Raw genomic sequence first — 19,274 nt, forward strand, 5'->3', positions numbered from 1 at the left:
CAAGGCATGTGACGACCCCTGACCCGAAGTGCCCACGAGTGCCGCACGGTTCTTGCACGGCTGACCGATGCAGGCGGGCGAATGGGTGGTTTCGTCCTGGATCGACGTGCGGTCGCGGTCGGATTCGCGGCGTAGGATCCGATGCGGCGCAGTGGGACACGTGTGCCAGAAGTTCGCCGCTCATGCAGGGAGCAAGCCATGAAGGTACTCGTCGCAGGCGCCACCGGCGCCATCGGCCGCCCGCTCACCCGGGCGCTCATCGCGGCCGGACACGAGGTCCTCGGTCTGGCGCGCAGCGCCCAGGCCGCGGACGCCGTCCAGGCGCTCGGGGCGGATCCGGTCCGGGCCGACGCCATGGACCGCAGCGCCCTGCTGCGGGCGGTCGAGGGCCTGAGCGCGGACGCGGTCGTCTGCCAGTTGACCGCGCTGTCCAAACCGAAGCGGACGCTGGACGAGCGCGACATGAGCACCGCCCTCCGCAAGACGGGGACCGCGAACCTGCTGGCCGCCGCGGACGCCCTCGGCGCCACCCGGCTGCTCGCCCAGTCCCTGGTGCTCGGGTACGGCTACCGCGACCACGGCGACCGGATCCTGACCGAGGACGACCCGTTCGGCGAGCCCGCCGGGAACCTCACCGACCACGTCCTCGACGGACTGAACTCCACAGAGGACCAGACTCGCCGCGCCGGCGGGATCGCGCTGCGGTACGGCTGCTTCTACGGCCCCGGCACCTGGTTCGACCCGGCAGCGAGCGCGCGGTCGATCCCCGTACCCCGCAGCGGCGGTGGCGTCATGTCCTGGATCCACGTCGACGACGCCGCGGCCGGGACCGTCGCCGCCCTCGAGCGCGGTGCGCCGGGGGCCGCCTACAACCTCGTCGACGACACGCCGTCCACGTGGGGCGCGATGGGCGACGCGATCGCCGCCGCGGGCGGGCGCCCGCCGATGCGACTGCCGGACCGGCTCCTGCGCCTCGCCGTCCCGTACCTGGGCGCCCTCATGATCGACACCGACATGCGCGTCAGCCACGACAAGGCGACCCGCGAACTCGGCTGGCGCCCCGAACACCGGGGCGCCGCCCCGCCCGCCACCGGATCCTGATTCCGCACGCGGCGGCCTTCCGAACCCCTTCGGGCTGCTGACCGCTTCGGGAGATGCCGACGGCTTCCATCGGGTGCGGAAGCCGTGTCGAATCCAATCCGCTCTGCTCGAGACTTCGAGCATCGTCGGTTCCCGCTGCCGGTGCGGCAGCGGGAACCGACGGTCCAAGGTCAGCGCGGCGGGACGGTCACCGTGCGCCGGAACATCGCCGGTGACGCCGAGGCGATCTCGGCCGCCCGGGCCGCGTAGGCGACGGCCTCGGGGTGCTCGCGGGTCCGCGCGGCGTCGACGACGCTCTCCCATCGGGCGATGTTCACGACCCGGCTCCCGTCCAGGCTCTGGTAGAGCTCGATGGAGCCGAACCCGGGCTGGCGGCTGACCACTTGCTCCGCGCCCTCGGTGAGGAGGTCGACCAGCTCCTGCTGCCGCTCCGGCGCGACGTCGAACACGCTGATGAAGGTCACTGATGCGTCTGACATGTCTGGTGCTCCTTGTCGGTTCAGGGGCGAACGAGGCGCCCGTGACCACATGACGAATCGCGCCCCCGCGGTGTCAGGCCGCGACGGCACCGGATGAGGCGCATCACAGGCGCCGCGGTGCCGACCGGCTACGGTGGGCGTCGGATCCGAGGCGAGGCGAAAGGCGGGCGACCCATGCAGGACCGAAGGCTGCTGCTGGGCGTCGCGTACCGGATGCTCGGATCGGTCGCCGACGCCGAGGACGCCGTGCAGGAGGGCTACGCCCGCTGGTACGCCCTCTCGGCGTCGGACCGGGAGGCGATCGACTCGCCGATCGCTTGGCTGGTCACGGTCGTGAGCCGCATCTGCCTGGACGTGCTCGGGTCGGCGCGCCGCCGCCGCGAACGGTACGTCGGCGAGTGGCTGCCCGAACCCGTCCCGGCGTCGTTCGCGGCCGGCGGCGACCCGGCGGAGCTGGCCGCGCACGATGAGGAGGTCGGCTACGCGCTCCTGCTGGTGCTGGAGACCATGACCCCGGCGGAGCGGGTCGTGTTCGTGCTCCACGACGCCTTCGGCTACCCGTTCGCGGACATCGCCGCGATCGTCGGTCGGTCCGCCGGCGCCTGCCGCCAGATGGCCTCGTCGGCGCGGCGGCGGGTCCGCGAGGGCCGGCGCCGGGAGGTCGACCCGGCCGACCACGCCCGTGTGGTCGCCGCGTTCCAGGACGCCTGGCGGAAGGGCGACCCGGACTCGCTGCTGCCGCTCCTCGATCCCGCCGTCGCGGCCGTGGCCGACGGCGGGGGCCGGGTCACCGCCCCGACCGCGCCGGTCCTCGGTGCCGCGGACGTCGCGGCCCTGCTGGTCGGCGTGTACACCAGGGTGCCCGATCTGACCGTCGAGGTCGCCGACGTCAACGGCCGGGCGGGACTGGTCGCGAAGGACGGGGCCGGCGCCGTCACCGCCGTCATCGCCGTCGCCACCGCGGGCGACCGGGTCCGGCACCTGTGGGTCATGCGGAACCCGGACAAACTCACCGCCTGGCAGTAGGACCCGCGCAGCCCTGCTCCGAATGGCACCGGTTTCCCGGTGCCCGGCGGGCCGGCGGTCAGCGCGTGCTGGGCGGGGCGACCGATTCGCGCCAGATGACCTTCTGCAGGCCGGTCTCCGGCTCGGGAGTCTCCTGGCCGCGGATCGCGGCGACGAGCCGGCGCATCGAGTAGGCGCCGAGGCGCACGCGATCCTGGAACACGGTCGTCAGCGACGGGATGAAGTGGGCGCTCAGCGGCGCGTCGTCCCAGCCTGTCACGCTGACGTCCCCCGGGACGGACCATCCCCGCTCGACCGAGCCGCGGATCGCGCCCGCCGCGAGGACGTCGTTCGCGGCGACGATCGCGAGCGGGGTGACGTCGTCCGGCAGTGCGAGCACGCATTCCTTCGCGGTGATGCCGCTCCAGTTGTTCGCCACGACCCCGACCGACTCGAGCCCGAGCCGGTCGACGGTCGCGAGGTAGGCGTCGCGGCGCGCGACGGCTGCGGGGAAGTTGGAGGGGCCCGCGACGTGCAGGAACCGCCGGTGTCCGAGCTCGACCAGGCGCTCCATCATCTCCACCACGGGCTGCGCGTCGCTGAACGCCCCCGTGGCGTGCATCTCCTCGTCGAACTCGGAGAGCGCGAGGAACGCGGTGGTCGAACCCTCGGCCGATTCCCGAGCCGCCGGCATCGGGGAGAACGAGAGGACCCCTTCGTACTCGGACGAGTCGAGGAGCGCCTCGATCTCGTCGTTCGACAGGCTGACGACCTCGACGGCGTACCCCGCCTCGCGCGCGGTGGTCACGGCGCCCTCGAGGACGGGCGCGAGGTTCAGGCCGGCGAACGGGATGACGACCGCCAGCCGCCCCGTCCGGCGCGTGCGCATGGAGCGGGCGGCGAGGTTGGGCCGGTAGTTGAGCTCCGCGGCCGCCTGGAGGACCCGCTCCCGGGTCGCGGCCGAGATGCCGCTGCGCCCGGTGAACACCAGGGAGACGGTCGACTGCGAGACCCCCGCGAGCCGAGCGACGTCGTGGCTGGTCGGCCGTTTCGCCATGCATCCTCCATCTTGAGAAATCCTCGCGAAGACCTTGACCCCGCGGCTTGAGCGTGCTCATACTACCTACTACGTTTTAGTAATACGTAGTAGATAGCTTGAGGACCATGCTCAGAGTAGGAATCATCGGCACCGGCGGAATCGCGGGGGCGCACGTCGAGGGGTACCGCGCGTTCCCGGAGGAGTGCGAGATCGTCGCGCTCGCCGATGCGGTGGCGGGCAAGGCGGCCGAGAAGGCCGCATCGTTCGGGCTGGAGGACGCGACCGCGTACGACGACCCGCTTCGGATGCTCGCCGAGGCCCGCCTCGACCTCGTGAGCATCGCCACGCCGCCGTCCACCCACGCGGCCCTGACCGTGGCGGCACTGGACGCGGGCGTGAACGTCCTGGTGGAGAAGCCGATGGCGCCGTCGCTGGAGGAATGCGACGCGATGCTCGCCGCGCAGGAGCGCTCGGGGAAGCTGCTCTCGGTGGTGGCGCAGAACCGCTTCCGCGACGACCTCGCCACGCTCAAAGACGTCCTCGACTCGGGCCTGCTCGGCTCCGTCTCCCACGTCCGAGTGGACTCGGCCTGGTGGCGGGGCCTGCCGTACTACGACCTGTGGTGGCGCGGCACGTGGGAGAAGGAAGGCGGCGGCTGCACGCTCAACCACGCCATCCACCACATCGACCTCCTGCTGTGGATGCTGGGGCGCCCGACCGAGATCACCGCGATGCTCGCGAACGCGCAGCACGGCAACAGCGAAGTCGAGGACCTCTCCGTCGCGGTGTTCCGGTTCGAGCAGGGCCTCGCCCAGTTGACGAGCTCGGTCGTGCACCACGGCGAGGAGCAGGAGATCGTCGTCCAAGGCGAGAAGGCCCGGGTGTCCCAGCCGTGGAAGGTCGTCGCCGAGCGGTCCAACGAGGCCGGCTTCCCCGAGCAGGGCGGCGACCCCGACCTGGTGGCCGCCATCGAGGCGGTGGTCGCACAGCGCGAGCCGCTGCGCCACCGCGGGCACGCGGGGCAGATCGGCGACCTCCTGTCCGCGATCCGCGAGGGGCGGGCCCCGATCGCCGACGGCCGGGACGGCAGGTCGGCGATCGAGGTCGTCACCGCGATCTACAAGTCGGGCATCGAGCGGACGTTCGTCCAGCTCCCGCTCCAGGCGGACGACGCCTACTACCGGGCCGGCCGGCTCGTGGAGCACGCACCGCACTTCCACGAGAAGCAGCGCTCGCTCGCCGAGGCCGCGTCATGACGTCGTCCACATTCCCCGGCGGAACGTCCCTGTCGCATCTCGACGTCTACGGGAGCGCCGCGCCCGACGGCGTCTGCGGCGGCAGCCCCCACATGCACCTGGTCTCCACGGAGGCGTACCTCGTCGTCGAGGGCCGGGGAACGCTCCAGGCGATCGACGGCGAGGGCTTCCACGAGACCGAGCTCGAAGCCGGCTCGGTCGTGTGGTTCACGCCCGGCACGATCCACCGCGCCGTGAACCAAGGAGGGCTGAAGATCATTGTGCTGATGAGCAACGCGGGCCTCCCCGAGGCCGGCGACGCGGTCATGACGTTCCCCGCCGAGATCCTCGCCGACCCCGCGGCGTACGAGGAAGTGGCCACGATCGGCGACTCGTACGGCCGCAGCGAGCGCGTGGAAGCGCGCCGCGACCTGGCCGTGACCGGCTTCGGCCGCCTGCGCGACGCGGTCCGCTCCGGGGACCTCGGACCGCTCAAGGACTTCCACGCCGCGGCCGGCGCACTCGTCCAGGCCCGCGCCGAGGCCTGGGGCCGGCTCGTGCGCGAGCGACCCCTCGCGCAGGCCGAGCGGTCACTCGCGCTGACCCGGGCGGTCGCCCGAGGCGACATCGCGCACCTGAGCGAAGCCCGTGTGCACCAGGCGATCCCCTCCGAAGGCGAGCGCGCCTTCGGCATGTGCGGGCGCCTGCGCACCTACGACGTCACCGATTAAGGAGCACCCCGCAATGGACCACCCGTACACCTTCGACCCCCTTCCCCAGCCCGTCGTCGAGCCCGGAGCGTTCGCGTTCGCGGCCGTCGGCCTCGACCACGCCCACATCTACGGCATGACGGACGGCCTCATCGGCGCCGGCGCGACCGTCACTTCGGTCTTCGACCCCGACCCCGACCGGGCCGCCGCGTTCGCGAAGCGCTACCCGACCGCGCGCGTCGCCGCGTCGGAACAGGAGGTGCTCGACGACCCCGAGGTGCGCCTCGTCGCGACGGCGGCCATCCCCTCAGAGCGGGCCCCGATCGGCCTGCGCGCCATCGAAGCGGGCAAGGACGCGTTCGCCGACAAGGCGCCGCTGACCACCTTCGAGCAGCTCAAGGCCGTTCGCGAGGCGACCGCGCGCACCGGCCGCAAGTACGCGGTCTACTACGGCGAGCGGATCCACTCCGAAGCCGCGATCCTCGCCGGCCAGCTCGTCGAGCGGGGCGCGATCGGCAAGGTCGTGCAGGTGGTGTGCTTCGGCCCGCACCGCATCGGAGGCGGGCGACCGGACTGGTTCTACGACCCCGCGCAGTACGGCGGCATCCTCTGCGACATCGGCAGCCACAACTTCGAGCAGATGCTCTTCTACTCCGGCGCGGCCGACGGCCGCGTGTCGACCTCGACGGTCGCGAACTACGCCCACCCCGACACCCCCGGCCTCCAGGACTTCGGCGACGCCCACGTCGTCCTCGACAACGGCGCCACCGGATACGTCCGCGTGGACTGGTTCACCCCCGAGGGCCTGGGCGTCTTCGGCGACGGACGCACGCTCCTGCTGGGCACCGACGGCTACATCGAACTGCGCAAGTACATCGACATCGGCACCGACAACGGCGGAGGACAGGTCCTCCTCGTCAACCACGAGGGCCAGTACCGGTTCAACGCGAACGGCATGACCGGCTTCCCCTACTTCGGGCGGCTCATCCGCGACTGCATCGACCGCACCGAGACCGCGATGACGCAGGAGCACGCGCTGAAGGCCGCCGAACTCAGCCTGCAGGCGCAGGTCGACGCCGTCGTCCTCGCCCCGTAGCGGGCGACGAGGACGAAAGACCACAACGATGTGGAGCTCCGAATGACTCATTCCGTTGAAGCGCAGTCCGCGCCCGAGGCGCGGGCGGCCGCGCCCGCACGGGAACACCCGCGCCGCCTCCGCCGGAAGCCGCCCCGGCGCGCGACCGTGACATGGCGCCGCGCGCTCGCCCGCGACTGGCGGCTGTACACGTTCCTGGTCGTGCCGGTCGTGTTCCTCCTGGTGTTCAAGTACATCCCGATGCTCGGGAACGTCATCGCGTTCCGGAGGTTCCGTCCCGGGGGATCGATCTTCGGCGACGAGTGGGTGGGCTTCTACTACTTCGAAGCCTTCATCACCAACCAGCAGTTCTGGAACGTCTTCTGGAACACGGTGATCCTTGGCGCCCTGACGCTCCTGGTCACCTTTCCGCTGCCGATCGTCCTGGCACTCATGCTCAACGAAGTGCGGTCGCGCCGCTTCAAGCGGATCGTGCAGACGATCTCGTACCTGCCGCACTTCATGTCGATCGTGATCGTCGCGGGCCTCGTGCTCCAACTGACCGCCCTCAACGGCACGGTGAACCAGGTCGCCACCGCGTTCGGCGCCGACCCGGTGCCGTTCATGCAGCGGCCGGAGTGGTTCCGCCCGATCTACGTGTCCTCGGAGGTCTGGCAGACCGTCGGGTGGGGGACCATCCTCTACCTCGCGGCGCTCACCACGATCGACGACCAGCTCTACGAAGCGGCGCGCGTCGACGGCGCCAGCCGCTGGAAGCAGACGTGGCACATCACGCTGCCCGGCATCCGCCCGATGATGATGGTGCTCCTCATCCTGAACATCGGCTCGTTCATGGCCGTGGGCTTCGAGAAAGTGCTGCTGCTGCAGAACCCGCTCGTCTACTCCACGGGCGACGTCATCGCGACCTACCTGTACCGCGTCGGCATCCAGTCCGCCCAGTTCTCCTACGGCACGGCGATCGGGCTCTTCGAGGCCGCCATCGGCCTCGTGCTCGTGCTGCTCGCGAACACCCTGTCCCGTCGAATGGTTGGAACCTCGCTGTGGTGACCGAAGACCTGTCCAGGAAGCCGGACCTCGCCCACGTCCGCCGCGAGACCGGCGTCATCCGGGAATCACTCGGATACCGCGTGTTCCGCGTCGTCAACGTGACCGCGCTGCTGCTCGTCTGCGCCGTGACCCTGTACCCGTTCGTGAACCTCGTCGCGAAGGCGTTCTCCTCGGAGGGGTACATCGCGGCCGGCGAAGTGAACCTCATCCCGCGCGGGTTCAACCTCGACACCTTCCAGGTCGTGTTCGCCGACGACCTGTTCTGGACCAACTACGCGAACACGGTCCTCTACACCGTCGTCGGCACCGCCATCGCCATGGCGATCACCTCCACGTACGCCTATGCGCTCAGCAAACCGCACCTGAAAGGACGGACGTTCTTCGTGGGCATCGCCGTGTTCACGATGTTCTTCAGCGGCGGCCTCATCCCGAACTACATCCTCATCGCCAGCTACCTCGGCTGGCGCAACAGCATCCTGGCGATCGTCGTCCCGGGCGCGCTGAGCGTCTTCAACCTGCTGGTGATGAAGTCGTTCTTCGAGAACTTCCCGACCGAGCTCGAAGAGGCGGCGGCGATCGACGGACTCACGACCTACGGGATCTTCTTCCGCATCGTCCTGCCCCTGTCCAAGGCGGTGCTCGCCACCATGACGCTGTTCTACGCGGTCGGGCACTGGAACTCGTGGTTCAGCGCCTTCCTCTACATGGACGACAAGTCGCTCTTCCCGGTGACCGTCTACCTGCGCAACCTCATCGCCGCGGCGACCGGGACGCAGGAGATCACCGACGGCGGCGAGGCCGCCCAGGTCGCCTCCAACATCCAGGCCGTGACGATGCTCCTCACCGTCCTGCCGATCATCTGCCTCTACCCGTTCATCCAGCGCTACTTCGTCTCGGGCGTCATGCTCGGGTCGGTCAAGGGCTGAACGCCCGCACCTCTCGAATCCCAACCCCGTCGAACGACGGCAATCCCTCGACAGGAGAGAACCATGCCCATCACCCGCAGAGCCCTCGGAGCGCTCGCCGGCATCGCCGCATGCGACGTCGCACTGTCCGGCTGCTCCGACGGCCCGAACGACGAGACCGCCGGCGACATCACCATCGACGACGCGCACTCCGTCGGCGCCATGGACGACTTCGGCGTCGGCGTCACCTTCAAGGCGACCGAGCCGGTCGAGTTCTCGCTGATGTACCGCGACCACCCCAACTACCCGGTGCAGGACGACTGGTCGGTCTTCCACCACCTCGAAGAGGACCACAACGTCACCTTCGCGCGCACCGACATCCCCATGGCCGACTTCGACCAGAAGAAGTCCCTCCTCATCGGCAGCGGCGAGGCGTCCGACATCATCTCCGTCACCTACGGAGGCAGCGAGACCCAGTTCATCTCCGGAGGGGCGATCCTCGCGGTCTCGAGCTACTTCGACTACATGCCGAACTTCCAGCAGAAGATCAAGGACTGGGGCCTCGAAGCCGACCTCGAGAACAAGCGCCAGGCCGACGGCCGGATCTACCACCTCCCCGGCGTCCGCGAAGCACCCGACGTGCAGTACTCCGTCGTGATCCGCGAGGACCTCTGGGAGCGGGCCGGCGTCACCGAGGACCCCGCCACGTGGGAGGAGTTCCGCGAGCAGCTCCAGAAGGTCAAGGACGCGAACCCCGAGCTCGACTACCCGATGTCGGACCGCTGGACCGACGCCACGACCCTCGGCTCGCTCCTCAGCGTGATGGCCACGAACTACGACACGGTCGCCGGATGGGGTTACGCCAACACGTTCTACGACGAGGACGCCGGGGAGTACGTGTTCACCGGCACCACCGAGGAGTACAAGGAGGTCGTCTCCTACGCCGCGGGGCTCGTGGAGGCCGGCCTGCTCGACCCCGAGGTGACCCAGAGCGACGACCAGGCCGTCCAGAAGTTCATCTCGGGCCGCTCCGCGACGATCTCCGGGAACACCCAGACGCTCGCGGAGTACCGGACCAAGTTCGCCGACTCCGGCGCCGGAGACGTCCCCATCCGGCTCATCTCGATCCCCGGCGGGCCCGCCGGCTCGAAGCTCCCCAGTGGACGTTTCACCTCCGGCATCCTGATCAGCAGCAAGGCGGCCGAGCAGCCCTACTTCAAGGCGCTCCTCCAGTTCGTCGACTGGCTGTACTACTCCGACGAGGGCCTGGAGTTCGCTCAGTGGGGCGTCGAGGGCGAGACGTTCACCCGCGACGCCGACGGCACCCGCGTCCTCAACGAGGACATCGGGTGGAGCTCGATCAACGCGGGCGCGCCGAAGCTGCTGAACGCCGACTACGGCTACAGCAACGGCGTCTTCCTGCTCGCCAACGGCTCATCGAAGGACCTCGTCTTCTCCATGATGACCGACGAGATCGCGGACTGGACTGAGCGGCAGCTCGAAGGGAAGGAGCAGGTCCCGACCGCACCCGCTCCCCTGCTGGACGAGATCGAGCTCGAGCAGACGTCGCTGCTCCAGACCCAGCTCACCGACGCCGTCCAAGCGGCGACGGCCGCATTCATCACCGGCCAGCGATCCATCGAGGACGACTGGGACGCCTACGTCACCGAGATCGAGGGCCTCGGCGCGAGCCAACTCGTCGAGACCGTCAACACGGCGCTCGAACGCGCCCGAAGCGAGTCCGAATAAAAGACTGGCGGGGCGGCCGCCCCCCCGCCCGCCCCCCCCCCACAACACCACCCCCCCCCCCCCGTCCATAAAATCGGGGGGGGGGGCGGCCGGGGGGGGGCCCCCCCCGCCCAGTACTCGACGACACCCCCGACGCGGCTCACGATCCGCGAACGACCCTGCCGCGACCCCCGCGCAGGGACCCCACAGAAAGCGAGAACCCCATGGCAACGCCGCCATCCGAAACCCCTGTCAACCGCCGCGCCGTCCTCGCGGGCGGCGCCGCCTCGGTGCCGCTGGCGCTCGGGCTGACCGGAGCGCCCGCCCATGCCGATCCGACCCGGCCGCGACCCGCCGTCGTCGAGCCCGGACGCCGCCGCCAGGTCATCCGCGGGTTCGGCGGCATGACGCATGCGCGCTGGATCGGCGAGCTGACCCCGTCCCAATGCGACACCGCCTTCGACAACGGTCCCGACGACCTCGGCTTCACGATCCTGCGCATCCCCGTGCCCGAGGACACCGCCGACTGGTCCGCCGACCTCGCCACCGCGCAGGCGGCGGCCGCCAAGGGAGCGCTCGTCTTCGCCTCTCCGTGGAACCCGCCGGCCGACCTCGTCGAGCCGTTCGTGCGCGACGAAGTGCCCCAAGGCAGCCAGTACGAGGCCGAGAACGCCACGCTCGTGAACGCGCACATCGCGACCGACAACCCCGGCTACCAGGGGGAAGGGTATGTGCGCTTCGACGGCGCCGGAGCGAGCGTCCAGTTCGACGGCGTCGTCATCGGCTCGGCCGGCACCAAGAACCTCGCGTTCAGGTACTCGGCGCCCTCGGGAGACGTGCACGCCGACGTCCACGTGGCGGGCGTCGCGGTCGCCGAAGGCGTGCTCTTCCCTCGCACCGACGCGGGCACCTGGGCCTGGAAGTCGGTCCAGGCCCAGATGACGCCCGGCCAGTGGCCGGTGACGGTCGTCGCGACCGGCGAGGGCGGGCCGGACCTCGACTACCTCATGGCCGCGGCGTACACCCCGCCCGGCGAGGCCCGCCGTCTGCGCCACGACGCGTACGGCGCATACGCGGACCACTTGAACGGCTTCGTGCACCACATGCGCGACAACGGCGTCGAGCTGTACGGGATCTCGGTCCAGAACGAGCCCGACTACGCGCACGAGTGGACCTGGTGGACCACCGACGAGATGAACCGCTTCCTCGCCGAGTTCGCCGGGAGGATCGACTGCCGCATCATCGCACCGGAGTCCTTCCAGTACGTGAAGCGCGTCTCGGATCCGATCCTCGAAGACCCCGAGGCGCTCGCGAACCTCGACATCCTCGGCGCGCACCTCTACGGCACCTCGGTCGAGGACTTCCCGTACCCGCTCTTCGAGGAGAACGGCGCGGACAAGGAGCTGTGGATGACGGAGGTCTACTACCCGAACAGCTCGAGCTCGGCGAACCTCTGGCCCGAGGCCCTCCGGGTCGCCGAGCACGTGCACCACGCGATGGTCGACGCCGAGTTCCAGGCGTACGTCTGGTGGTACATCCGCCGCTTCTACGGGCCCCTCCTCGAAGACGGCGCGATCAGCAAGCGGGGCTGCATGCTGGCGCACTTCTCGAAGTTCGTGCGCCCCGGCCACCACCGCGTCGAAGCCCCGAAGGAGCCGCAGACCGGCATCCTCACCTCGGCGTACGCCGGCGACGACGGCACGCTCGTCATCGTCGCCGTCAACACGACCACCGAATCGGCGAGCCAGTCGTTCGCGGTGAAGGGCCGCGCGGTCCGCAAGGCGCGGCAGTGGCTCACCGACGCGACGCGGAACCTCGCCGAGCAGCCCGCCGTCTGGGGGAGAGGCAACGCCTTCACCGCATCGCTCCCTCCCGAGAGCGTGACGACCTTCGTCGTGCCGGCATGACGACATCGTCGTGCTCGGCTTACAGCGGTTAGCGACGGCCCCGCCGCACCGCGCGGCGGGGCGGCTGCTGGCGCGGGCGAGAACAGCTCGGCGAATCGCCCAAGGCGGAGGGGACGCACCCCATTGAGCGGCTTCGGCGCCCGAGTGCCGGACGAACTCCTAGGCCGCCGGTGGAACTGCGGCGAGGTGCCGGCCTACCGGGCTTGCGGCAGGTCGGCGAGGCGTGCTTCCAGGAATGCGCGCTCGGTGTCGTTCCCGGTCAGGTCCAACGCCTGCCGGTAGGCGACCGCGGCCTCCTGGGAGCGGCCGAGTCGGCGCAGCAGGTCCGCTTTGACCGCCGGCAGGTACTGGTACCTGGCGAGACGGCCGTCCTGCTCCAGCTCCGTAACGGCTTGCAGTGCCTGCGTCGGCCCGGAGACCATCGAGTCCGCCACCGCGCGGTTGAGCGCCACCACCGGGGAGGGCCATGCCCTCAGTAGGGCGTCGTAGAGGGCCACGATCTGCGGCCAGTCCGTCTGCTCGTACGAGGGCGCTTCAGCGTAGAGCGAGGCGATCGCCGCCTGGAGCAGGTAGCGCCCCGGCCGACCGCCGCGCAGCGCGCCCGCGATCAGGTCGTGCCCCTCGGCCAGTGCCGCGCGGTCCCACAGCGACCGGTCCTGGTCTTCGAGCAGCAGCAGGCGGCCGTCGGCGTCGACGCGGGTCTCCCTCCGGGCGTCGGTGACCAGCAGCAGGGCGAGGAGTCCGCGGACCTCTCGCTCGTCGGGCATGAGCTCCCGCAGCATCCGGGCAAGCCGCATCGCCTGTGCCACCAGGTCCGGGCGCGTCAGCGGCGCACCCGACGGGGCGGTGTGCCCGGCGGTGAACAGCAGATGGATCACGCCGAGGACCGCGTGCAGCCGGTCCGGGAGTTCCGCCGCGGCCGGAAGCCTGAAGGGAATCCGCGCGGTCGCGATCTTTCTCTTGGCCCGTGTGATCCGTGCGGCGAGCGTCGGCTCCGACACCAGCAGCGCCCGCGCGATGTCGGCGGTGGGCAGTCCGCACACCAGCCGCAGCGTCAGCGCCGACTGCGCCTCCTGCGCCAGCGCGGGGTGGCAGCACAGGAAGACCAGCCGCAGCCGCTCGTCCGCCACCGCGTGCTCCGGGTCGAGGGAGTCCGGCTCGTCGTCCGCGGGTGCGCCGCCGGTCTCCAGGGGTTCGACCAGGAGGGGGAGCTTGGAGCGCAGCGTATGCGTGCGCCGCACCGCATCCAGGGCGCGGCGCTTGGCCGTGGTGGTGAGCCAGGCGAGGGGGTTGTCCGGGATCCCGTCGCGGCCCCAGCCTGCCAGGGCCGCGGCGTAGGCCTCCTGCACGCACTCCTCGGCCAGGTCGAAGTCGCGGGTGACGCGCACCGTCGCGGCGAGCACCTGCGCCCAGCCGCGACGGTGCGCGTCCGCTACCGCCGCTTCGACGGCGGCTTCCGCGTGCGTCATGCCGCGGCGGGCCGATCCGCGATGTAGCCGCCTTCGACCGGCCGGACCTCGACGCCGCCGCCTTGCTGGGCGGCGGGGTTCGCCTGGGCGATCGCCAAAGCGGCGTCCAGGTCCGGTGCCTCGATGACGGCGACGCCGGCGACGACCTCCTTGGCGTCGATGAACGGGCCGTCGGTCACCGTGTCGCCGCGGACGGCGGTGGCGGTGTCGGCGGGGTGCAGCGCGAAGGCCGCGACCAGGGCACCCGACTGGACCATGTCCTCGAAGTGCCGGTCGTGGGCCTCCCGTGCCCCGGGCACGACCTCGCCCTCTTCGACGTCGGCCTTCGCGTAGATGAGGATCGCGTACTGCGCCATTGCTGTCCCTCCATGGGTCGTGCTCGCTTGACACCTTTACGTCGAACGGCCGGCCGCAGATCGACAGCGTTCCCAAAAGTTTTTCCGGCACCGCCGAGACATCGCCACCCTAACGCCGGTCACCGTCGGCAGCCAGTTGATCGCCATTAGCGGCCGCGCCTGCGGGCGCAGGCCCGCGCCGGCGGTGCCGCCGGTGGCGGCGGGTCAGCCGGTCGGTGCGGTCCGCCGTCGCAGTGCAGGGTCCGTGAGCCAGGGGAGGGGCATCGGCGACTGGGGATCGTAGACGTCGGTACCCGGCGGGACGATGGCATCCAGGCGGTCGAGGACGGCATCGTCGAGCACCAGGTCGACGTGCTCCAAGGTCGCGCGGAGCTGCTCGAGCGTGCGCACGCCGGTGATCACCGAGGTCACCGCGCGATGGGCGAGCGGGAACGCGGTCGCGAGCGCGGGCAGCGGGCGGCCGAGGTCGTCGGCGACTTGAGCCAGTTCCTCGGCGACGGCGAGTTTGCGGGCGACCTGCGGGTTCTCGGGATCGAACCAGGCCGGGCGCAATCTGGCGCGGGCCGAGGCCGCCGCTCCGGTGCGGTGGTGGCCGGTGAGGAACCCGAACCCCAAGGGACTCCAAGTGAGCACGCCCATGCCCCACCGTTCCGCCACCGGCAGGACGTCGCGCTCGATCCCGCGCGCGAGAAGGTTGTACGGCGGCTGCTCGGTGCGGAACCGCATCAGCCCGCGGGTCTCGGCGACCCGGTGGCTCTCGACGAGCTCATGGGCGGGGAACGTCGAGCAGCCGAAGGCCCGGATCTTCCCCTCGCGCACCAGATCGGTGAGCACGCCGAGCGTCTCCTCCAGGTCGGTGCTCCAATCGGGGCGGTGGACCTGATACAGGTCGATCCAGTCCGTCCCGAGTCGCCGCAGACTCGCGTTCACGGCGTTCAGCAGGTGGCGTCGGGAGTTGCCGCTCCGGTTCAGTCCCTCCTCGAGACCGAAGTGGCCCTTGGTCGCCAGGATCACCGCCTCCCGCCGGCCGCGCAGCGCCTTTCCCACGATGCGCTCGGATTCGCCGGTGCTGTACATGTCGGCGGTGTCGACGAAGTTGATCCCCGCTTCCAGGGCGGTGTGGACGATCTTGACGCACTCGTCGTGGTCGGTGTTGCCGACGCTGCCGAACATCATGGTGCCCAACGCGTATCGCGACACGGTCATGCCCGTGCGCCCGAGCGGCGCGTATTGCATCGGTGGCCTCCGTCAGGGGGTGGTCTCGGAAGGCACCAGCATATGTCCGCAAGCAGATTTGCGCAAATATGCTTGCTAAGATGGCTTGCATGAGAGACGGTGAGCCCGGTGACGTGCGGCAGATCGACGACGTGCAGGCGCTGGCCTGCCTCGCCCACCCTGACCGGTCCCGCCTCCTCGACGCGCTGACCGTCCACGGGCCTTCGACCACCACGGAACTGGCGCAGGCACTCGCGCTGGCCACCGGCAGCGTCTCCCACCATCTCAAGGTCATGGTCGACGCGGGCCTGGTCGAGCCGGCCGCGGCCGAAGGCGACCGCCGGAAGCGCCGCTGGCGACTGGTGACCCGCGGGCTGCGGTGGCGACCCGGCACTGACACGGGGCGCCCGGCCGCCGAGACCGCCGCGACCGCGGCCGATCTGGTGCTGCTGCAACGCGACACCGAGCGGGCCCGGCAGTTCCTCGCCTCCGCCGACCAGCCGTGGAGCGACGCCGCGTTCGCCGCGCACGTCTGGCTGCGGCTCGATCCGGCCGAACTCGAGGAGTTCGGCCGCGAACTCGAGGCGCTGCTGCTGCGCTGGCGCCGCCGCGAGATCCCCGACGACGGGACGGAGCGAGCCGCGGTGCTCGCCTTCGCGCGCGCGTTCCCGGCCGAACCCTGAGCGGCCCCCGGCGCCGCAGACCGTTCGCCCCGCAGTCGCCAAGTCCCTTCACAGGAACGGTCAGGTAGAGGCCGACCGACATCCGACGCCGGGCGAATCCCCCCGGATTCGGGCCGCCGCGCCCAACGACGGCCACTGGTACCCCGGCCCGGAACACGTCGGCCGGCCCGTCGCGATCGTACTACTATTAAAGATAGTAGTACGCGGGCTCCCTGGCGGTCGAACACCGCCGCGTCCAACCGATCGCCCTCGCCATCTCCGTCTTCGCGCTCGTCTTCGCTCTGAAGTGGTCCGTGCTGCGCGTCCTCGGCATCTGCGCCGCCCTCAGCGTCATCGCCGGGCTGGTCGGCTCGCCCGTTGCTGACCCGGGCCGACCGCGAGGGGTCCGCGCCGTCACGTGAACCCCTCGCTGGCAAGGGCAGTCCGCTGCGAGAAGGCGCGGCTGCTCGATCCCGTCTAGGTCCGCAGCGGGGCGAGCACGGCCTCGATCTGCTGGCGCATCCACGCGGGGAGGGAGCCCTCGCGGTGCAGTGCCCAGCCGATCATCGAGCCGTGGTAGGCGGTCTCGACGAGCTTGGCGAGCGCGGCGATCTCGATGCCCTCGCGCAGCTCGCCGGCGTCTGCGGCCGCCTGCAGATGGCGCTCGAGGGCTGCGCGCAGCCGCCGCGCTCCGCTCAGCGTCGCCGCGTGGAAGTCGGGTTCGACGAGATCGAGCTGCAGCATGGCCACCGAGTTGGCCATCGCTTCCGGCGTCATGTCCGGGTCGACGGCGCCGACCAGGCCCTCGACGACCCGGTCCAGTGGCGAGGGGTGCTCGGCCTCCTCGACCGGGGTGACCCACCGCTCCACGCCGCGGCGGTCGGCGGCGAGCAGCAGCTCGTGCTTGGTGCCGTAGCGCTGGATCAGCGTGGCGGGGGAGAGGCCGACCTCGCGGGCCGCGGCGGCGAGCGTGAGTTTGGCCGGGCCGACTCGGTGGGCGAGGGCGAGGACGCCGTCCAGGACGTCGTCGTCGGAGACGGTGCGCGGACGTGGCATTTATTCGGCGCCGGGTTGTGCGGCTTCGGCGTCGGCCAGGCGCGCCTCCGCGTCGACCACGCCCCAGTCCGGGCGCTCGCCGTCCGCGTCGGAGAAGCCGTAGGTGTGCATGAGATCCCACGAGCCGAGGCACTGTCCGGCGAAACGGGCCCGCTCGGGGTCGGCGGCGAGCGCCGCGACCCCGCGGCCGAGCAGGTGCGGGGTCTCGGAGTAGCGGAAGTAGCCGCCGTGGGCGTCGGAGGCGTCGCGCCAGGTCGCCTCCGTGACGCCGAAGTGCTCGAGCATCGCCTCGGATCGCAGGAAGCCGGGGGTCACCGACAGTGCGGTCGCGCCGTGCGGGCGCAGCTCGGCCGCCAGCGAGTAGCCGAGCCGCACGACCGCTTCCTTGACGTGGTCGTAGGCGACGACGCCGCGGAACGGGACGCCGGCCTTGCCGTCGCCGACCTCCACGACCAGTCCGTCTCCGGTCTCGATCAGCAGTGGGAGCGCATAGTGCGCGGTGATGAGATGCGTCTCGATCCCGTTGCGCACGATCCGCAGCGTGTCCTCGAGCGGGTGCTCCCACACGCCCTTGACCCAGCGGGTGAACGGGTCGCCGCCCCAGACGTTGTTGACGAGCACGTCGAGGCGGCCGTGCTCGGTGCGGATGCGGTCCGTCAGCGCCTTGACGTCCGCTGGATCGGCGTGGTCGCAGCGGACGGGGATCCCGGTCCCGCCTGCCGCGTCGACCTGCTCGGCGGTGCCTTCGATCGTCTCCGGCCGGTCCATCTCGGAGCGCTCGTCGCGCGTGGTGCGGCCGCTGCAGTAGACGGTGGCTCCGAGCGCTCCGAGCTCGACGGCGATCGCGCGGCCACAGCCGCGGGTGGCGCCGGCGACGAGGGCGACCCGGCCGGTGAGAGGGCGTTCTGTGCTCATGCGATCGATTATAACTGACTGTTCGTTTATATATGTGGGCGCCCTCGCGCTCAGCTTGACACTCGCGGAGGAGGCGCCGGTGTTGCGCCATCGATCCGATCGCGCACGGTGAGACCGGGTCCGACCGCGCGGCTCAGGAGCAGCAGGCCCCACAGGTGCCCTGCGGCGCAGAGCGCAGCGCCGAAGGCCATGCCCGGATTCGCGGTCGCGGCGGCGATCACGATGTCGCCGAGCTGGGCTGCGGCGCCGACCGCGAGTAGCGGGGCGAGGCCCTGCCGACGCCGCAGTCCGATGAGGGCGGCGATCGCCAGGCCGAACGGGATCGCCCGTGCCGCATGGGCGATCGCGTACAACCTGGACGTGTCGCCGCCGCTGACCATCAGCTCGGGGCGCACCAGCATCAGGGTTGCGGCGGCGGCGGTTCCGAGGCCGAGGACCAGGTTCGCCCACAGGACACTCGAGTGGAGGCGACTGCCGACAGAAACGACACGACCTGAATCATTCACACTCTGAATCATTTAGAGAAAGTAGCATGACGGTCATGACGAAGCAAGGCACTCCTCTGACGGCGACGCTCACGTTCGGACTCGGAACCCTCGGAGCTGTGGTCACGGACCGCTTCGCCGCCGCGATCGCGCCGCACGACCTGAAGCCCAAGCAGGTCGGGGTGCTCGCGATCCTGGCGGCAGGCGCTGCCGACTCCCAGGTGCAGATCGCCAAGCTGATGGGGGTTGCGCCGAGCTTGATCGTCGCACTGGTCGACCGGTTGGAAGCCCTCGGCGCGGTCACTCGACGGCGCGACCCGGACGACCGCCGCCGCCAGGTTCTCGCCCTCACCGACGCCGGGACATCGCTCCTCGAAACCTGCGGCCAACTGGCCGCGGCGATCGACGCCGAGCTGACCGCCGACCTGGATGCCACCGAAGAGGCAGTACTGCGGCGAGTCGTCGCACGCCTCTCCCCGCTGCCTCGTCACTGACCTCCGCGAGGACGCCAACGGCACCAGCGAATATCACCTGAGCATGCTCGGCGGAGCACTTCCTCTGCGGGACTCGTCGACGGCGAGTTTCAAGATATGCAGCAGCGTTCCGCCGGCGAACATGGTCGGCACCCGAGCGGTCAGAAGGTAGCCGATCACTGCTCCGTCCTCCTGGCGACCAGGAACTCGGCCATGCCGTCGGCGGCGCCGAAGGCAGGCACCACGCCTCCTCCGTCCCGACCGATTCGCCGCCGACCTCCGCGAACTCGCCAACCGGTGAGTCCAAACCGGTTTGTCGGATTTCTCCGGCGGACCGTATTGCCGCCCTTACCGATCGGTCGACGTTCCACCGCGTCGGCAGGGGCGGCCG

Annotated in this window: 19 protein-coding genes; 11 read left to right on the plus strand and 8 right to left on the minus strand. The window is 70.6% G+C overall.

The window, feature by feature from the left end; all coding sequences use genetic code 11:
* The first annotated feature begins 198 nt into the window (after positions 1-198).
* Positions 199-1,101, plus strand: a complete 903-nt coding sequence (locus tag GFD30_RS03970) for an NAD-dependent epimerase/dehydratase family protein (protein WP_153023925.1) — start codon at positions 199-201, stop codon at positions 1,099-1,101.
* Between the two features lie 170 nt (positions 1,102-1,271).
* Here GFD30_RS03970 and GFD30_RS03975 read toward each other — a convergent pair whose 3' ends face one another.
* Complete coding sequence (locus tag GFD30_RS03975; protein WP_153023926.1) at positions 1,272-1,580, minus strand: antibiotic biosynthesis monooxygenase family protein; 309 nt, start codon at positions 1,578-1,580, stop codon at positions 1,272-1,274.
* A gap of 174 nt (positions 1,581-1,754) precedes the next feature.
* Here GFD30_RS03975 and sigJ point away from each other — a divergent pair, with 174 nt between their 5' ends.
* Positions 1,755-2,606 carry an RNA polymerase sigma factor SigJ gene (gene sigJ, locus GFD30_RS03980; RefSeq protein ID WP_153023927.1) on the plus strand — a complete coding sequence of 284 codons (852 nt, stop codon included), beginning with the start codon at positions 1,755-1,757 and terminating at the stop codon, positions 2,604-2,606.
* Between the two features lie 58 nt (positions 2,607-2,664).
* Here sigJ and GFD30_RS03985 read toward each other — a convergent pair whose 3' ends face one another.
* On the minus strand, positions 2,665-3,642 hold the full coding sequence (locus GFD30_RS03985; protein ID WP_153023928.1) for a LacI family DNA-binding transcriptional regulator: 978 nt from the start codon (positions 3,640-3,642) through the stop codon (positions 2,665-2,667).
* 107 nt (positions 3,643-3,749) lie between these two features.
* Between GFD30_RS03985 and GFD30_RS03990 the strand changes: the two genes are divergently transcribed.
* From GFD30_RS03990 to GFD30_RS04020, 7 genes are all read left to right on the plus strand, one after another.
* Positions 3,750-4,880, plus strand: coding sequence for a Gfo/Idh/MocA family protein (locus GFD30_RS03990; RefSeq protein ID WP_153023929.1), 1,131 nt, complete (start codon positions 3,750-3,752; stop codon positions 4,878-4,880).
* Entirely contained in the window at positions 4,877-5,590 is a 714-nt protein-coding gene (locus GFD30_RS03995) for a cupin domain-containing protein (protein ID WP_153023930.1), read from the plus strand. The genes GFD30_RS03990 and GFD30_RS03995 overlap by 4 nt, the downstream gene beginning before the upstream one ends.
* A gap of 13 nt (positions 5,591-5,603) precedes the next feature.
* Complete coding sequence (locus GFD30_RS04000) at positions 5,604-6,665, plus strand: Gfo/Idh/MocA family protein (protein WP_153023931.1); 1,062 nt, start codon at positions 5,604-5,606, stop codon at positions 6,663-6,665.
* A 42-nt stretch (positions 6,666-6,707) separates the two neighbouring features.
* On the plus strand, positions 6,708-7,712 hold the full coding sequence (locus GFD30_RS04005) for an ABC transporter permease (RefSeq protein WP_153023932.1): 1,005 nt from the start codon (positions 6,708-6,710) through the stop codon (positions 7,710-7,712).
* Between the two features lie 56 nt (positions 7,713-7,768).
* The gene (locus tag GFD30_RS04010; protein WP_407648964.1) at positions 7,769-8,638 is read left to right on the plus strand and encodes a carbohydrate ABC transporter permease; all 870 of its coding nucleotides are present in this window, start codon (positions 7,769-7,771) and stop codon (positions 8,636-8,638) included.
* Between the two features lie 63 nt (positions 8,639-8,701).
* On the plus strand, positions 8,702-10,366 hold the full coding sequence (locus GFD30_RS04015) for an ABC transporter substrate-binding protein (protein ID WP_153023933.1): 1,665 nt from the start codon (positions 8,702-8,704) through the stop codon (positions 10,364-10,366).
* 203 nt (positions 10,367-10,569) lie between these two features.
* A complete protein-coding gene (locus tag GFD30_RS04020; RefSeq protein WP_153023934.1) occupies positions 10,570-12,252 on the plus strand; it encodes a CBM35 domain-containing protein in 1,683 nt (560 codons plus the stop codon).
* A 194-nt stretch (positions 12,253-12,446) separates the two neighbouring features.
* On the opposite strand, the gene GFD30_RS04025 is transcribed toward GFD30_RS04020, so the two are convergent.
* From GFD30_RS04025 to GFD30_RS04035, 3 genes are all read right to left on the minus strand, one after another.
* On the minus strand, positions 12,447-13,721 hold the full coding sequence (locus GFD30_RS04025; protein ID WP_153023935.1) for an RNA polymerase sigma factor: 1,275 nt from the start codon (positions 13,719-13,721) through the stop codon (positions 12,447-12,449).
* Positions 13,718-14,077, minus strand: a complete 360-nt coding sequence (locus tag GFD30_RS04030) for a YciI family protein (RefSeq protein WP_153023936.1) — start codon at positions 14,075-14,077, stop codon at positions 13,718-13,720. Before GFD30_RS04030 ends, GFD30_RS04025 begins: the two co-directional genes overlap by 4 nt.
* A 204-nt stretch (positions 14,078-14,281) precedes the next feature.
* On the minus strand, positions 14,282-15,313 hold the full coding sequence (locus GFD30_RS04035; RefSeq protein WP_153023937.1) for an aldo/keto reductase: 1,032 nt from the start codon (positions 15,311-15,313) through the stop codon (positions 14,282-14,284).
* A gap of 89 nt (positions 15,314-15,402) precedes the next feature.
* On the opposite strand from GFD30_RS04035, the gene GFD30_RS04040 reads away from it, so the two are divergent.
* Positions 15,403-15,975 (plus strand): helix-turn-helix domain-containing protein, encoded by a 573-nt coding sequence (locus tag GFD30_RS04040; protein ID WP_227995812.1) that lies wholly within the window; start codon positions 15,403-15,405, stop codon positions 15,973-15,975.
* 456 nt (positions 15,976-16,431) lie between these two features.
* On the opposite strand, the gene GFD30_RS04045 is transcribed toward GFD30_RS04040, so the two are convergent.
* The 3 genes from GFD30_RS04045 to GFD30_RS04055 are packed head-to-tail and all read right to left on the minus strand — an operon-like array spanning position 16,432 to position 18,320.
* Entirely contained in the window at positions 16,432-17,010 is a 579-nt protein-coding gene (locus GFD30_RS04045) for a TetR/AcrR family transcriptional regulator (RefSeq protein ID WP_153023939.1), read from the minus strand.
* Complete coding sequence (locus GFD30_RS04050; protein ID WP_153023940.1) at positions 17,011-17,925, minus strand: SDR family oxidoreductase; 915 nt, start codon at positions 17,923-17,925, stop codon at positions 17,011-17,013.
* A 50-nt stretch (positions 17,926-17,975) separates the two neighbouring features.
* The gene (locus GFD30_RS04055; protein WP_153023941.1) at positions 17,976-18,320 is read right to left on the minus strand and encodes a hypothetical protein; all 345 of its coding nucleotides are present in this window, start codon (positions 18,318-18,320) and stop codon (positions 17,976-17,978) included.
* A 146-nt stretch (positions 18,321-18,466) separates the two neighbouring features.
* Between GFD30_RS04055 and GFD30_RS04060 the strand changes: the two genes are divergently transcribed.
* Positions 18,467-18,904: a MarR family winged helix-turn-helix transcriptional regulator gene (locus GFD30_RS04060; RefSeq protein ID WP_153023942.1), complete on the plus strand. Its 438-nt coding sequence runs from the start codon at positions 18,467-18,469 to the stop codon at positions 18,902-18,904.
* Positions 18,905-19,274: the final 370 nt, after the last annotated feature.

Origin of the sequence: Glycomyces albidus, assembly GCF_009451885.1 — a bacterium.
GTDB lineage: Bacteria > Actinomycetota > Actinomycetes > Mycobacteriales > Micromonosporaceae > Glycomyces > Glycomyces albidus.